This is a genomic window from Methanothermococcus okinawensis IH1 (assembly GCF_000179575.2).
Lineage (GTDB): Archaea > AGJL01 > Methanococci > Methanococcales > Methanococcaceae > Methanofervidicoccus > Methanofervidicoccus okinawensis.
Genome location: NC_015636.1, coordinates 814,208 through 830,726 on the forward strand (window position 1 = coordinate 814,208; position 16,519 = coordinate 830,726).

The following is a 16,519-nucleotide window of genomic DNA, read 5'->3' on the forward strand; positions in this document are numbered from 1 at the left end:
TGTTTTTTATTATTATATATTATAACCTTTTAATTTATTATTTTTCAATCCTTTGGAGCAATTTCTTTGGGTATGTTGATAGGCTATTTTTTAGTTCTATTTCAGTCATACCACATCCCAAACCAACCATTTTTGCAAAATCGATATCTATTAAATCAGAAGGTGCATGGGTATCGGTATTTATCAATGTTGGAATATCGTATTTCCTTGCAATGTTTAAAACATGTCCATTTGTTAAAGAATGCCCATTTCTTGAAGTAATTTCTAAAAATATATTATTATTTTCCTTAATATTTTGAGCAGTTTCATCATCTATTAATCCAGGATGCGCCAATATATCCACATCTTCGGATAATGATGTGTAGTAGTTTGTTTTTTCTTCAACAGGTTCTACGATTGTTTCACCATGAACAACCACGATTTCAGCACCAATATCCTTGCATTTTTTAGCCATCTTTGGTATGGATTTTGCAGGAATATGGGTGAGCTCTATACCTACTATAAGTTGGATGTCCCAGTAATTTTTCAATTCTTCTTTTGCAAGGGTGGTTTTATATATGAGCTCCTTATAATTGCTGGCATCGCCATGGTCTGTAATTGCTATTGCCTTATGGTTCAAAACTTTTGCCCTTCTTACGAGCTCGGATGGTATTAACTCCCCGTCGCTAAAAACTGTATGCGTATGGAAGTCATATCTAAATCTCAAATTATCACCAATCTATTTTATAATGTTAATAACTTAAATAATTAAATAATAAATAAAAATAGAAACAAAAATAAAAATAAAAAGTCATATATATTATTTTTAACGATTAAGTTTTAACTATTTAATTTATATTATTTATGCGATTTATTTATATTATATAATATTGCAAATATAATCTTAAATATAAATTATAATTATATAACATCATATAAAAATATATAAATCAGATGTATCTTAAAAATAAAACGGTGAAAGATATGTATAAAATATGTGTAATTGAAGGAGATGGAATAGGAAGAGAAGTAGTTCCAGCAACAGTTAATGTTTTAAAAGCCACAGGCGTTGATTTTGAATTTGTTCATGCTGAGGCAGGAGATGAGGTTTTTGAAAAAACTGGCGTAGCACTTCCAGAAGAAACCATAAACACTGCAAAAGAATGTGATGCAGTATTATTTGGTGCAGCAGGGGAGACCGCAGCTGATGTAATTGTAAAATTAAGAAAAATATTAAATACCTATGCAAATGTTAGACCTGTTAAGGCTTATAAGGGAATAAACTGCTTAAAGGACAATATCGATTATGTAATAGTTAGGGAAAATACAGAAGGATTATACAAAGGTATAGAGGCAGAAATAACCGATGGAGTATATACGGCAACAAGGGTAATCACAAGAGAAGCCTGTGAAAAAATATTTAAATTCGCCTTTGAGATGGCAAAGGACAGAAAAAAACAAGGTAAAGAAGGAAAGGTTACATGCACACATAAGGCAAATGTTTTAAAATTATCAGATGGGGCATTTAAAAGTATATTCTACGAAGTTGCAAAGAATTATCCAGAGATAAAAACAAACGACTTCTATATAGATGCTATGAATATGTATGCAGTATTAAGACCTGAAACCTTTGATGTTGTTGTTACCTCAAATTTATTTGGTGATATATTATCAGATGGTGCAGCAGGAACAGTGGGAGGTCTTGGAATGGCTCCTTCTGCAAATATTGGGGATGAATATGGATTATTTGAACCTGTCCATGGTTCAGCACCAGATATTGCTGGAAAAGGCATAGCAAATCCAACAGCAACAATATTAACAGGAGTTTTAATGCTGAGATATTTGGGAGAAAATAAAGCTGCTGATAGGGTAGAAAAAGCACTTGAAGAGGTTCTTGAAAACAAATTAACAACACCGGATTTAGGGGGCACATTAACAACATTTGAGATGGCAGAAGAAGTTGCTAAAAGAGTGTAAATACTTTAATATATTAAATATTAATTTTTTAAAGAATTTTTAAATATTCATTTTTAACTAAACAAGTAATTAATTATTAAAAAATATAATTATAATTACAGCATAATTTAGATAGATAATTAAGATAAATAAATACAGTGGATGTAGTGATACAATGGATATAAATATCGACGAAATATTAAAAAAAGAACCAATATATAGTGGAAAGGCAAAATCAATATATAAAATAGATGATGATAAGGTTTTAATTAAATTTAGAGATGATATTACAGCAGGAAATGGTGCAAAGCACGATGTGAAAAAAGGAAAAGGGCACTTAAATGCTTTAATATCTTCAAAATTATTTAAACTGTTAAATGAAAATGGGATACCTACTCATTTTTTAGAATATATTGAACCAACCCACATAATTGCTAAAAATGTAAAAATTATACCAATTGAGGTAATAGTTAGAAATATTGCAGCAGGAAGTTTGTGCAGAAGATACCCCTTTGAGGAGGGTAAAGAATTAACAACCCCTATTGTGCAGTTTGATTATAAAAACGACAACTATGGAGACCCAATGTTAAACAATGACATAGCTCTTGCTTTAAATATTGCAACAGAAGAGGAATTAAAAGAACTAAAAAAATTGGCACTAAATGTAAATGAAATATTGAAAAAATTCTTTGATGAAAAAGGCATAATTCTTGTAGATTTCAAAATCGAAATTGGAAGAACAAAAGATGGGAAATTGGTAGTTGCAGATGAGATAAGTCCTGACACCATGAGATTATGGGACAAAGAAACAAAAGATGTTCTTGATAAGGATGTTTATAGGAAAGACATGGGAGATGTTGTTAGAAAATACGAAGTTGTAGCAAAAAGAATAGGTTGCATAGATTAAGGATAATTAAGGAGGAGTCAATATTATGTATAAAGCAACGATTATAATCAAATTAAAAAAGGGAGTTTTAAACCCCGAGGGTAGAACAGTTTTGAGAGCTCTAAACTTTTTAGGATATAATGAGGTAAAGGATGCAAAAACTTTTAAATGTATAGAGCTCATGGTCGAAGGGGATGATGAACATAAGGTGATGGAAAGAGTAGAAGAAATGTGTAAAAAGCTATTGGCAAATCCCGTGATTCATGATTATGATATTAAAATAGAAAAGATGTAACTTAGTATGGATATTGTTGGATTTAGGTAAATTCTATTCTATTCTTTCTATACTGTAAAATCTCCAATTTTATTATATATTTTTTATTCTAATAAAAATCATCCATATTATCTATTTTATATTTTTATTTTAAGATATAATATCATAATTTTTCAAGCTAACATTTATATATTTAGTTATATGATATTAACTTAAATTATATATATTTGAAAATGATAAATGATGATAAATAATTATAATTATTAAAAATTACATATAATATATTAAATCGTGAGAACATGACCACCCATATAATAAATATAGGCTACCATATAGAGCATGTATATAAACCAATTGCCGAATTTGGAGCAAAAAAGGTTATAATAATATATGCAAAAGACAATGAAGATTATCTTACAGAAGAAGACCATAAAATAATAGATGACGCAGTTAAAAAGGCAGAAGATTTATGCAATATGCTCGGCATTGAACATGAAAAAGTAAAAGTAAATGGCATTGAATTTGAAAAAAATGTAGAAATATTTAGGGAAATTATAAAAAAAGAAGAAGATAATAATATTATTGTAAATTTAACTGGTGGAAGGAAGATAACTTCTTTTGCGTTGTTGTATGCCTCTCTTTATGAATTTCATAAAATTAACAAAATTGTGTATGTCCATGATAAAAGAATAATAGAATTTCCAAAAATAGCACATCCATATAATTTAACAAAATTTGAGCGGAAAATACTGGCTTCATTAAATGAAGGAGAAAAGACAATTACTGATTTAGCAAAGGAATTTGATGTATCACTTCCTGCAATTATTAAATATGTAAATTCCTTAGAACAGAAAAAACTGGTAAAAACATATAAAATAGGAAGAAAGAGAATTGTAAATATAGTTTAAAATTTTTTTTAATTTTTTAAAATCATTAAATTCTTTTTTTATAAAACTAGCTAAAATTTTAAATATTATATTTTTTAGAAGAAAAATAAAAAAATTTAACATATTATTTTTTAGAGGAATTAATTATTAATATGAAATAAGATATAAAAAATATACTATTAAAAAAATTTAGGTGGCATTATGGCATCAATAATGGAAGAAGGAAATATTATAGTAATAAAAGATAAAAAAGTAGCAGATAAATTTTTGAAGGATTTAATTGAAACACCCACAGGAGATATACCAGAATATAGAATTAAAAGAATAAATAGGTTAGTTGAAGAGGGTAAGAGATGGGCAAAACAAATGAAATTATAATTTTCCCTTAAAATATTTTAAAAGTTTAAGATAAGAAAAAAGTAAATATTAATCTTTTTTTACACCAAATAATAATCAAATAATTTAAGTTTTTAATTCATCATTATATATTGCATTACACCCTCCTAGAAAAAATAAAAGTCAAGAGGGTAAATAAGGTATAAATTATATATTTGGTGAAAAATTATGAGCTATAAAAAACCAAAGAAATATAAAGAGAATTAAAAATCATAGGGTAAGAAAAATAAAATATGTTGATTATGATGAGCTCCCAACATGGATAAGAAGGGCAGAGGATAGGATAAATAAAATGAGTCATGAAGAATTTTGCGATGAGATGGTAAAATTTGGAACAGAGGCAAAAAAAGCAGGAGGAGTTGTAAATTTAATTTTTAAAGACATGCAGTAATATTACAACTAATTATAAGTGTTTATAACACATTAATGTATAAATTATATTGATATATTTGAATAATAAGAAAGAAATAAAAGGACTTAGATAGGGGGACTATGTAAGGTAAGGGGACTAAAAAAATCAAAAAAAATTTATATAAAAAAAGACCAAATAACTCTTAAAATCGTTAAAAAAGTAAAAGGGCCGGGACCGGGAATTGAACCCGGGTCAGGGGATCCACAGTCCCCCAGGATAGCCACTACCCTACCCCGGCCACAGTGAAATGTAATTTATTTTATGTAGGGCATATATCATTATAAGTCCTATCCCTACCCCATATAAATAGTGCAGGGGCAGGGATTTGAACCCTGGAACCACTACTGGACAGGATTCTAAGTCCTGCGTCTTTGGCCAGGCTCGACAACCCCTGCATAGAGAATTAAAGTGCTCCAGCCGGGATTTGAACCCGAGTCGCGGGCTCGAAAGGCCCGCATGATTGGCCGGACTACACCACTGGAGCATTACTAATATGGGACCGAAGGGATTTGAACCCTTGACCACTCGGTTATGAGCCGAGCGCTCCAACCAGGCTGAGCTACGGTCCCATAATCTATAATATAACTGTATAATAATATCATATAAAAAAATGGCGCCCCCAGCAGGACTCGAACCTGCGACCTACGGATTAACAGTCCGTCGCTCTACCTACTAAGCTATGGGGGCTCTTGCTATTTATCTTGTTTGCACAATAACAATTAAACTTCTACTATATAAACTTTTCGGCGAAAAGTATATATATGATGAATACATTGTTTAGTTTGGAATTGTAAGCGATATTGCCGTGGTAGTTCAGCCCGGGAGAACGCTGGACTGAAGATCCAGTTGTCGGGTGTTCGAATCACCCCCACGGCATATTTATTTTGAACATATTAATTCATATATTTAAATTTAAAAATTAGTTTAAATCTCTATTTTTAGATATTTTTGATAAAAATAATTTTGATAATTTTAGTTAAAAAAGGCATGAAGCTTAAAGTTTTTCTTCAATCATGCCTTCTATATCCAAATATTTTTTCCTTAATTTTTCTTTCATCTCGTTATTTACATTCCATTTTTCTCTTTCTATTGCCTCCAATAATCGTTCTGTAATATTCATTAAAGCATAAGGATTATTCTCCTTAAAAAATTCTTCCATTTCTTTGTCAAACACATATTTTTCAGCTATTTTTTCATACATCCAATCATCAATTATATTGGATGTGCAATCCCATGCAAACATATGGTCAATATATTTTGAGAAATCTCCCGCTCCTTTATACCCATGTTTTTTCAGACCTTCAATCCATTTTGGATTTAATATTTTTGTTCTAAATATCTGCTTTCCTTCCTCTTTTAGATGTTTTGTTTTTATTTTATTTGGATTTGATGTATCTCCAATATAACTTTTCGGCTGTTTTTTGGAGTAATGAGTAACAGCTGCAATAAGTCCTCCATGATAACTGTTAAAATCGTCCCCTTCAAAGATGTCCCATTCCTGAGAATCTTCATTTTTAACCGTTAATTCTATCTTTGACAGTCGATTTACGAACTCCTTTTTTGCATCAATTCCGTAGATATTTTTACCGTAGGCATAGCCACCCCATTCAACAAATACCTTTGCTAAATCTTCAATTGATTCCCAGTTCTTTTCATCAATCAAATTGGCTACCCCTGCACCATAAGTGCCGGGCTTATCGCTAAATATCCTATATAAACTCGTTTCTCTTGCAATTTTCTCATCAATACCGTTTTTTAATTTTTCCTCAACATCCTGTTTATAATGCTTTTTAATATAATTCATTTCGTCGGGCTCATTAAGATTTGCCACTTTTCTAACTGCATCATCGATTAAATCAATAACCTGTGGAAATGTATCCCTAAACAAACCACTTACTCTTAATGTTAAATCTATTCTTGGGCGTCTGAGCTCACTTAGTGGTATTACCTCAGTGCCTATTACCCTCCCCATTTTGTTCCAAATAGGTTTAACTCCCAAAAGATATAAAATCTCCCCAATATCATCCCCTTTGGTCCTCATCGTTGGAGAACCCCATACTATAACTCCCAAATATTCTGGATATTTGCCTTCTTCGTCTAAATATTTATTAACTAAATCATCTGCAAGCCTCTTCCCCATTTCATAGGCGGTTTTTGTAGGTATTTCCTGTGGATTGCATGAGTAAAAGTTTCTTCCAGTTGGAAGGCAATTTATGTCTTTTGTCGGAGCTCCGGCTATTCTTGGTGGAACATACTTACCTTCCAATGCATCAACAGCATGTTTTATCTCATCATCTACTCTCATCAAGCTTTTGTAGATAATAGATACTGTTTTTAAAATTTCCTTTAAATTAGAGTTTATTTTAATGGTTTTTAGGTTTTTTATTTCATTCTCATTAAAATCGTATTTTTTATATTCATTAAGTAGATTTATGGCAATTTCGTTTATTTTATCAATAATTTTGTGATTTTGCCCCATATTTTCGTTTAATTTATCCCAATCATAACCCAATATATTGGAAATTATCTCTAAATAATTAAATTGATACCTAATTATCATAAAAATCATATTTATTAATTTATCATCACAAAGTGGAACGCCCATTATATGCAGTCCTTCATTTATTTGTCTATTTTTTAATTCCTCCAAATAATCATGGATTTTATTTAAAAGATTTTCAAAATTGGTATTGTCCATTTTTTTATTTATTGTATTTCCATCCATTAAATCCTCATCAAGTTTTAACTCCTTAATTTTATTCAATATATTTTTCTTTAAAAAGTCTTTTTTTTCTACTCCTTCTACTTCATAATATTCATCTATATCCTTTTCTAATTCAGATAATTCAGCGTATAAATCTGATATTGTCATAGGTGGAATTAAATGACTTATAATTGTTGCATAACTTCTTCTCTTTGCCTGTGTTCCCTCTCCTGGATTATTTACAATGTAGGGATATATATTTGGGAGCTCCATATTTACATCTGGATAGCAATCTCTTGAAAGACCTACACATTTTCCTGGAAGCCATTCCAAATTGCCATGTTTTCCTATATGCATAACTGCATCTGCTTTAAAAACATTTTTAATCCATTTATAAAATGCAATGTAATAATGTGGCGGAGATAAGTCGGGAGAGTGGTATATTGCAGATGGATTTTCCCCAAAACCTCTTGGTGCTTGAACAGATATAAAGATATTTCCATTTATAATTCCGGGAATAATTAATTTACCATCAAAATTCATTACATCTCCTGGAATTTCGCCCCAATCTTTTATTAATTCATATTTTACCTTTTCCGATAGATTGTTAAACCATTTTTCATAATCCTCTTTTTTTACATTTCCTACGGCTTTTTTTATGAGTTCCTCTGTTAAGAATCTTTTATCGTTTGTAGCATAGTTCAGCATATGTTTTATTAAATCTGTTCCATTTTTATATAAATCTGGATTTACATCAAATCCTCTGTTTTTTAGTTCTTTTAAAATATTTAAAACACTTTCTGGACTATCTAAACCAAAAGCACTTGCTATTTTATCGTTTCTTGGTGGATAGTTATGGAATATTATTGCTATTCTTTTATCTTTATTTTCTTTTAATTTTAAATTGGCATACTTTAAAGATAAATCAACAATCTTTTCTACTCTATCTTTTATTGATTTATATTTTATAATAGGAGCTCCTACTTCTCCATCTTTTATTTTTTCTTTTCCACCTATTGGAAAATGTATTATAGTCCCATCAAATTCAGGCATAGCCATTCCAATTACTAAATCAATTGGATTTATTCCTGCTATTGATTTTTTCCAGTCCTCAATATATCCTGTGGATACAATTGCCTGCAATATTGGAACATTGAGTTTTTTTAAGAATTCTGGTTCATCCTTTAATAAATCTGGTTTAACACCCATCGACAAGGTGAATAATGTTGTATTAATTAAACTGTGGATAATTGGCTTGTTATTTTTATAAAAGAATTTTTCAAAGGTTTTTAGTGTTCCAATAGCACCCAATTCATTTTCTAAATGTGATGTAAATACGGCAATAGGTAGAGCTCCTTTATCCTCTATTATATTTATTAAATCATCTACATAATCTACATTATTTGCAATAAACCAATTTCTGTAAAATAGTATTCCAATAACTGGTTTATAATTATGTTTATAATTGTTATTTATTTGTATTTCTTTTCCATTTTTAATTAGATAGTTGATATAATCATCAAGAGTCTCAAAATATTTGTTTTTATAATAAATACCCTGCCATGGCATGAGTTTTGGTTCTTCATATTTTATATTTGAATTTAAGTTTCCAAAGGTATTTGCTAAATATAAAAGGAGATTTTTGTAATTTTCAACACCTTCATATCCTAAATATTTAATAACCTTTAATTTAACATCACTGCTAACTGTTGTAGCTTCATCTAAATCTGGATGAATCTCATTTAAGGTAGGTAGAGGTAAAAATGGGATATCATTTTTTAATGTAAATGCTTTTAATTCATCAAAATATTTAAAAGCACTTTTTCCACCCATAAGTTTTGTAAATACAATATTTGCATCTTTAATAAATTCTAAGAACTCATTAAATTCCATTTCAGAGCAGTTATAATCCAATATCTTAAATTTTATGCCATACTTTTTAACTTCTTTATATACCTCTTCAAAAACCAAATCATCACTATCAACAGTAGATACAAAACCTATTTTAATCATAATCTCACCAAGCTTAATTAAAATAAATTAAAGAATAATAATTAAATAATAAATATATTTTTAATAACAATGTTAATAAATATGATATATTTAAAATTTTTTATTAAAAATAATAAAAAACATATTAATTTGGTGAAAAAAATGGACAACCAATTAAAACAATTAAAACAAAAAGAACTATTAATAAAAATTAGGGAATTTATGATATTAAATATAGAGATAAAAAAGCTTATGAATGAATTGGATGTTGATAGGGAAATATATAATACCTATGAGAATATAACAAAAATGGTTAGAGAGCCAAATAAACTAATATATAAAAAATTTTATAATGCTGGAAAGGAAATTTACTATGAAGAATATCGCAAAAAAAGAAAGGATATAGTATGGTTTCCAACAATTAATTATACAAACTGCAAAAAATGCAAAAAATGTATAGATTTCTGCCCAAAAGGAGTTTATGAATGGGAAAATGGTAAAGTTGTTGTTAAATATCCATTTAATTGCATAATAAACTGTAATGCCTGTTCCTGCTTATGCTGTGAAAATAATGCCATAGTATTTCCAGAGAAAAAAATTAATAAATATGATTAAAATTAAAAATATATAAAATTGTAATTTATATTAATTTATATTTATCTATATTATTATTTATATATTCGTATATTTATATTAAGGTGTTGTTATGTTCTCAATTCCCCATCCTGGAAATTTTGAAAGTTTAAGAATTATAGTTAATGAGATAAAAAAATATCAAAAAAATTGTAAAAACTGCAAAACTGATAAAAACATAAGAAAAATAAATAATAAGAAAATGAACGATAAATTTGAAGTATATATGGGATACGCCGATTTTATAGGAACTGGAAGAGCTACGCTTTATAAACCACCACTTGAAGATATAAAAAGACAGATAGAATACGCCCATAAAAATAAGATAAGGTTTGAAGTTACTATAAATTCCGCATGCATGGGAGCTCTGCATTTAACACCCAATGGTATAAACTATATAAAAAAATTATTTAGTATATTTTCGGATATGAATTTAGATAGTGTAACCCTTGCAGACCCATATTTAATTGATTTGGCAAATGATTGTGGATTAAAGGCAAATGTATCTTGCATAGCATTGGTGGATAGTCCCCAAAAGGCAGAATTCTATGACAGTAAGGAAGTTTATGCCATTACCCTTGATAGCTCAATAAATAGGCATTTTGATATTATTGAAAATATAAGGGATTCGGTATCTTGTAAATTGAAGATTCTTGTTAATGAGGCATGTTTATATAAATGCCCTATGAGAGCTCAGCACTTTAATTTCTTTTCCCATGCAAATATACAGAATGTTCCTGTTTTAGATGATTACTATTATAATAGATGTATAAGTATGAGAGTTAGGGATAAGTCATTAATAATAAAAAGCCCATTTATTAGACCCGAGGATTTAGGAGTTTATGATAAACTCGTGGATATTTATAAATTATCTGGAAGAAGTCATCCTATTGGATGGATAAGAAGAGTTTTAAATGCTTATTTAAATAGAAACTATGATGGTAATCTTATGGAACTTTTAGACTGCCCAAGGGAACTCGAAAGTCATTACTATATCGATAATAAATTACTTGATGGAGCTATTGAAAAATGGAAAACCTGCGATAAATTCTGTAATAGATGTAATTACTGTAAGGATTTGGAGGAAAAGGTAGTTAAGGTGAAAAAATGAGTGAATCCATTAATAATGAAAATAATAATATAAGTAATAAAAATAGTAATAAAATTAATAAAAGTAGAAATAATATGGGCAACAATAAACCTATTAAAGAACTTATAAAAAACGATAGGAGATATTTTGAGGAATTTTTATCAAATTCTTTTGGAAAAAATATCTTTGTTCCTGAAATGGATGTTTTTTCATCAAAATGTGGTTGTTATGGTATAATGATTATGACAAGGGGGGTTTTATTCGATGAAGTGGATGTATTTAAAGATAGGATTATAAAAAAACTTGAAGAAATAGCAAATAATTATGGTATAAATGCCAATTGGATATTTATAAGAATAATTCCGTCAAGTGAGGATGTAATATCATTTGGAGTAAGGGAGCTCTGCAATATGTGTAGGGAAGAATACAATGCAAATAAACCAAGACCTGATTTAATTACATTAAAATATGATTAAATATTTTATTATATTATTTATTATTTTTATTTTTTTATTTTATTAAATATTTTTAATTCTTTTACTTTTTGGTGATAGGATGGTTAGAAAATTTTGTATCTATGGAAAGGGAGGTATTGGAAAATCCACAACCGTATCCAATATAGCCGGAGCTCTGGCTGAATCTGGTAAAAAAGTAATGGTCATAGGATGCGACCCAAAGGCAGATTCAACAAGAAATTTGATGGGTAGGAAAATACCAACAGTTTTGGATGTTTTTAGAAAAAAGGGTAATGCTATTAAACTTGAAGATATTGTTTTTGAGGGATTTTGTGGAACTTACTGTATTGAAAGTGGGGGTCCTGAACCTGGTGTAGGATGTGCAGGAAGGGGAGTAATTACGGCAATAGAGGTATTGAATAGGTTAGGGGCATTTGAAACATTAAATCCTGATGTAATTATCTATGATATATTGGGGGATGTTGTTTGTGGTGGATTTGCCATGCCATTACAAAAACACCTTGCAGATGATGTTTATATCGTTACAACATGCGACCCAATGGCAATTTATGCTGCAAATAATATATGTAAGGGAATAAAAAGATATGCAAAAAGAGGAAAAGTGGCATTGGGAGGAATTATATATAATGGAAGAAGCGTAATAAACGAGCCTTCCATTGTAGAGGAGTTTGCTTCAAAAATTGGAACAAATGTTATGGGAAATGTTCCAATGAGTAATATCATCACAAAGGCAGAAATTTACAAAAAAACCGTAATAGAATATGCACCAGATAGCGAGATTGCAGATGTTTTTAGGGAGCTCGCAGATGCCATTTATAAAAACGATAAGAGGGTTATTCCAACTCCTTTATCTGAGGAAGAAATTGACGAGATTACGGAAAAGATAGACGATTTATTAAAAGAAAAGATAGTTATTGTATAATAAATGTTTAACAGATTATTATGTTTATTTAATTTTAATTTTAATTTTTATCATTATTTTAATTTTATTTTCTTTTTTATCCATTCTATTAATTATATAATTTAAAGATATATATAACATTATTAAAAGAAATTTAATTAATTATATAAATAAATGATGTATTGTAAAATAATAAATTTAAATTGTGATACCATGTTAAAAACTGAAAATTTAACTGTTGGATATAAAGATTATGTTGTAGTTGAAAATGTAAATTTACATGTTAAAGAAAGGGAAATATTGTGTATCATAGGTCCAAACGGTGCAGGTAAATCCACGCTTTTAAAAACCATAGCTACATATTTAAAACCTAAAAAGGGAGTAGTTTATTTAAATAGTCAAATTATACACGATTTAACGCCAAAAAAACTTGCAAAAGAAATGGCTGTTGTATTGACTGAAAGGGTAAATCCTGGAAATATGACTGGATATGATATTGTGGCTATTGGAAGACACCCATATACAGATTTATTTGGGAGATTAACTGAAAAGGACAATGAAATAATAATAAATGCTGCAAAGTCTGTAAATGCAGAGTATCTATTGAATAAAAACTTTTTTGAAATGAGTGATGGAGAGAGACAAAAGATAATGATAGCAAGAGCTCTTGCCCAAGAACCAGATGTTCTTATACTTGATGAACCTACAAGTTTTTTGGATGCAAAACATAAAATTGAATTAACCCTTTTACTTAGAAATCTTGCAACAAAGAATAACTTGGCAATAGTAGTTACACTTCATGATATAGAGCTCGCTTTAAGGATAGCCGATAAAATGGCATTGATAAAAAATCATAAAGTCATAGCTTATGGGCATCCAGAGGATGTTATGAAAAAAGAAATCGTTAATAATCTTTACGATTTAGATAATGCAAATTATAATGAGATAATAGGCTATTTTGAACTAAAAAACAATAAATCAAACTTAAAATCTGGCAATAGGATTTTTTTGATTTGTGGAGCTGGAACGGGGGTTGATGTGTTAAGATTTCTTACTAAAAATGAATATAATGTCGTTGTGGGAATACTACATAAAAATGATGTGGATTATATCGTAGCAAAGACTATGGAATTGGATGCAATAGTAGAAGAACCTTTCAATCCCATATCAAATGAAAAATTTGAAGAGGCATTGCGTGAGCTCCGGTTATCAGATATAGTTATATATACGGATTTTCCAGTTGGAGAAATTAATATTATAAATAAAAAACTTGTAGAATATGCAAAAACCCATAATAAAAAAGTGATAGAATATAATGGTAAAATAACATCTTTAAAGAATATGTTGGATGATATATTGGATTAATATTAATTAAATTTTTATATTTTTTATTGTTAATTTTATTTATTACCATTTAATTATTTTTATTTTTTTTATTTTTAGTTTTAATCTTTTTTTATCCTTATTTAATTTTTAATTATTTTATTTATTTCTATTATTTTTATTTTATTTATAATTATTTAATACATTTTTATCTTTTTTTCGCTTTTATATACAAGATATATTACAATTATACCCCCCAATACATCAAGAATGGAGCCTATTGGCAATACCTGAGCTGGACGGTTTAATCCATATATATAAAATATAGGGACCCAGTATTTTAATGAGATTATATGACACATAAGCATTAACACCACACCTACAAACATGGTTGTTGGCAGTAACCATCTGTGGTCTGAGGTTTTTATAAGGGGTCTTGCCAAATAGGGTGATGCAATGCCCACAAATGCCATTAATCCAACATAAGGCACTATGGCACCTACGATAAATGAAGTTAGTAATAAGATTAATACTCTAATATTTTTTATATTTAAACCAAAACTTTTTGCATATTTTTCTCCAAATAATAAGGCGTTTAGAGGTTTTATTAAAAAAATACTCCCAATTATAAATATTATGGTGCATATAGTCATTGGAAGTATATCATTCAAATGAATTTTAGTTACATTTCCAACAACAAAATTAAAATAGTCTTGAATAGCCACATCTGTTCCATTTGCTATTAAATAAGCTCTTATTCCTCCAAATAGATAACTCATCAATAGGGCAACAATTAAGACGCCATTTACCTCTTTAATTCTAAGGGCTATAATTATAAGCATGATTATTGAGAGTAGCCCTCCACACCATCCTGCTATCATGACTGTATCTGTTCCAAAGGCTGAAAGTAATTCTGCAAAACTATTTATGAATATTACAAGCACAACGGCAAATAATACGCCACTTGATATACCTGTTGTGTATGGTGATGCAAGAAGGTTCCTAAATAATGTCTGTAACATCAATCCACAGGCCGATAATGTTAAACCTACAAGAATTGCTCCAATAATAGGTGGAAGACGAACTTTTTTTAATAACATATATTTAAATGCAGTGGTTTCATCCAAGCTCTGCTGATGAAAAATATGGTGTTTGGTAATTTTATAACAGATGTTATCCACTGTAATTTTTGATTGATATATAACAAAATTTGTGGTATCCTCTAAGGTAATTGATTTGGCATTTCCACCAAAATACATACCTGCAATGGACAATCCAAATATCGAAACAATTAACGCTAAGATTATAGCATATCGGTAATTCATTATACCCCCATTTTTCTAACTTTTAAATATATAACTATAGCAATAGGAGCTCCTACTATTGACAAGGGACATAAAAGCGGAAGATTGTTTGAGGACTGTGGCACAATAACCCCGGGTCGTGTTAGTATATCTGCAAATAATACAAATACAGAGCCCAATATCGCAGTCATTGGTATTACATACATATGTTTTGATGTATTGCATAGCATTCTTGCAATAATAGGACATACCAATCCTACAAAGGCAATTGGACCAGCAAATGCCACAACAGTTGCCGTTAATATACAGGACAAGATTATTAACCATTTTTTTAGATTTTTTACATCTACACCAACGCTTATGGCATATTTTTCCCCAAGAAGATTAGCATCAAGTTTTTTTGAGAGAAATATATATGCTAAAATAACTATTGGAATAAGTATAACTGCCATTAAATTAATTTGGGTCCATGTTAAATTATTGACTGAGCCCATGCCCCACATAAAATATCCTGCAAGTTTGGAGTTTTCTTCGCCAATATAATCCCCAGTATATACAACAAGGGTGGTTAATCCTGATGCTATGGCTCCTATCATAATACCGCAAATTAATAAAGTTGCAGTTTGCCTTATAATTCTTGCTATACTTATGACTATAAACATGGTAATTAACGAGCCAATGTATGCAGAAATAATGAATCCATATATAGAATGAGGAATGCCCATATTAAATAGCAATGATGTAAATATATATAGAACAACACCAAGGGATGCTCCACTTGCTACTCCCATTAAATATGGGTCTGCCAAAGGATTTCTAAAATATCCCTGCATTAAAATTCCAGCTACGGCAATACCTAAACCAACAATAATTGCCCCAACTGTCCTTGGAAGTCGTAATTTTTCTATAATTAAGTCCATAGTATTATTTCCTGTGGTGCCTTCAAATAAATATTTTTTTAACTGTTCATCTTTTATTCCAATGGTCCCTTCAACAATACTAAAATAAGACAACACCAACAATAAAATTAAGGATAATGTAAATAATCCTAAAAATCGTTTTTTAACTTTCAAAATTTCACCAAATTTTTATGTATATTATATTTTATAATTATTAAAATTTATAGAAAAATAATAATTAATAATATAAATATTTTTTTAACTATATTAACAATAACTTTATAGTGAAAATTAATTATATATGAATAAAATAATATATTAATAAATGAATACCATATAATTATGATATAATGATATAATATAATGATATAATATCGATTCGATAATACTAAATAGGATTTTAACAT

The 16,519-nt window shown here is 29.1% G+C and carries 14 protein-coding genes and 6 tRNA genes; 11 read left to right on the top strand and 9 right to left on the bottom strand.

Features of this window, described 5'->3' with window-relative positions:
- Positions 1-37: 37 nt before the first annotated feature.
- On the bottom strand, positions 38-706 hold the full coding sequence (locus METOK_RS04065) for a histidinol phosphate phosphatase domain-containing protein (RefSeq protein WP_013866959.1): 669 nt from the start codon (positions 704-706) through the stop codon (positions 38-40).
- Between the two features lie 257 nt (positions 707-963).
- On the opposite strand from METOK_RS04065, the gene METOK_RS04070 reads away from it, so the two are divergent.
- From METOK_RS04070 to METOK_RS08730, 5 genes are all read left to right on the top strand, one after another.
- A complete protein-coding gene (locus METOK_RS04070; protein WP_048057875.1) occupies positions 964-1,956 on the top strand; it encodes a 3-isopropylmalate dehydrogenase in 993 nt (330 codons plus the stop codon).
- A gap of 154 nt (positions 1,957-2,110) precedes the next feature.
- Entirely contained in the window at positions 2,111-2,842 is a 732-nt protein-coding gene (gene purC / locus METOK_RS04075) for a phosphoribosylaminoimidazolesuccinocarboxamide synthase (protein WP_013866961.1), read from the top strand.
- A 25-nt stretch (positions 2,843-2,867) separates the two neighbouring features.
- The gene (purS, locus tag METOK_RS04080; RefSeq protein ID WP_013866962.1) at positions 2,868-3,116 is read left to right on the top strand and encodes a phosphoribosylformylglycinamidine synthase subunit PurS; all 249 of its coding nucleotides are present in this window, start codon (positions 2,868-2,870) and stop codon (positions 3,114-3,116) included.
- A 278-nt stretch (positions 3,117-3,394) separates the two neighbouring features.
- Positions 3,395-4,003, top strand: a complete 609-nt coding sequence (gene csa3 / locus METOK_RS04085) for a CRISPR-associated CARF protein Csa3 (protein ID WP_013866963.1) — start codon at positions 3,395-3,397, stop codon at positions 4,001-4,003.
- A 180-nt stretch (positions 4,004-4,183) separates the two neighbouring features.
- A complete protein-coding gene (locus tag METOK_RS08730; protein ID WP_013866964.1) occupies positions 4,184-4,360 on the top strand; it encodes a hypothetical protein in 177 nt (58 codons plus the stop codon).
- Positions 4,361-4,956: 596 nt separating this feature from the next.
- Here the strand turns inward: METOK_RS08730 and METOK_RS04095 are convergent.
- From METOK_RS04095 to METOK_RS04115, 5 genes are all read right to left on the bottom strand, one after another.
- Positions 4,957-5,028, bottom strand: a tRNA-His gene (locus METOK_RS04095).
- A 72-nt stretch (positions 5,029-5,100) separates the two neighbouring features.
- Positions 5,101-5,185 (bottom strand) — tRNA-Leu (locus METOK_RS04100).
- Between the two features lie 14 nt (positions 5,186-5,199).
- A tRNA-Glu gene (locus tag METOK_RS04105) sits at positions 5,200-5,274 on the bottom strand.
- 10 nt (positions 5,275-5,284) lie between these two features.
- Positions 5,285-5,359: transfer RNA gene (locus METOK_RS04110), tRNA-Ile, on the bottom strand.
- A gap of 42 nt (positions 5,360-5,401) precedes the next feature.
- A tRNA-Asn gene (locus METOK_RS04115) sits at positions 5,402-5,477 on the bottom strand.
- A gap of 115 nt (positions 5,478-5,592) precedes the next feature.
- Here METOK_RS04115 and METOK_RS04120 point away from each other — a divergent pair.
- Positions 5,593-5,666 (top strand) — tRNA-Phe (locus METOK_RS04120).
- Between the two features lie 118 nt (positions 5,667-5,784).
- Here METOK_RS04120 and cobN read toward each other — a convergent pair.
- Entirely contained in the window at positions 5,785-9,507 is a 3,723-nt protein-coding gene (gene cobN / locus METOK_RS04125) for a cobaltochelatase subunit CobN (protein ID WP_013866965.1), read from the bottom strand.
- A 141-nt stretch (positions 9,508-9,648) separates the two neighbouring features.
- On the opposite strand from cobN, the gene METOK_RS04130 reads away from it, so the two are divergent.
- From METOK_RS04130 to METOK_RS04150, 5 genes are all read left to right on the top strand, one after another.
- A complete protein-coding gene (locus METOK_RS04130; protein WP_157198874.1) occupies positions 9,649-10,101 on the top strand; it encodes an ATP-binding protein in 453 nt (150 codons plus the stop codon).
- A 91-nt stretch (positions 10,102-10,192) separates the two neighbouring features.
- On the top strand, positions 10,193-11,230 hold the full coding sequence (locus METOK_RS04135) for a peptidase U32 family protein (protein ID WP_013866967.1): 1,038 nt from the start codon (positions 10,193-10,195) through the stop codon (positions 11,228-11,230).
- Positions 11,227-11,685, top strand: a complete 459-nt coding sequence (locus METOK_RS04140) for a DUF5402 family protein (RefSeq protein WP_013866968.1) — start codon at positions 11,227-11,229, stop codon at positions 11,683-11,685. The genes METOK_RS04135 and METOK_RS04140 overlap by 4 nt, the downstream gene beginning before the upstream one ends.
- A 79-nt stretch (positions 11,686-11,764) precedes the next feature.
- Positions 11,765-12,607: a nitrogenase iron protein gene (gene nifH, locus METOK_RS04145; RefSeq protein ID WP_013866969.1), complete on the top strand. Its 843-nt coding sequence runs from the start codon at positions 11,765-11,767 to the stop codon at positions 12,605-12,607.
- Between the two features lie 192 nt (positions 12,608-12,799).
- On the top strand, positions 12,800-13,951 hold the full coding sequence (locus METOK_RS04150) for an ABC transporter ATP-binding protein (protein ID WP_048057877.1): 1,152 nt from the start codon (positions 12,800-12,802) through the stop codon (positions 13,949-13,951).
- Positions 13,952-14,106: 155 nt separating this feature from the next.
- Here the strand turns inward: METOK_RS04150 and METOK_RS04155 are convergent, their stop codons facing one another.
- Positions 14,107-15,234, bottom strand: a complete 1,128-nt coding sequence (locus tag METOK_RS04155) for a FecCD family ABC transporter permease (protein WP_013866971.1) — start codon at positions 15,232-15,234, stop codon at positions 14,107-14,109.
- Complete coding sequence (locus METOK_RS04160) at positions 15,234-16,286, bottom strand: FecCD family ABC transporter permease (protein WP_013866972.1); 1,053 nt, start codon at positions 16,284-16,286, stop codon at positions 15,234-15,236. Before METOK_RS04160 ends, METOK_RS04155 begins: the two co-directional genes overlap by 1 nt.
- Positions 16,287-16,519 lie beyond the last annotated feature (233 nt).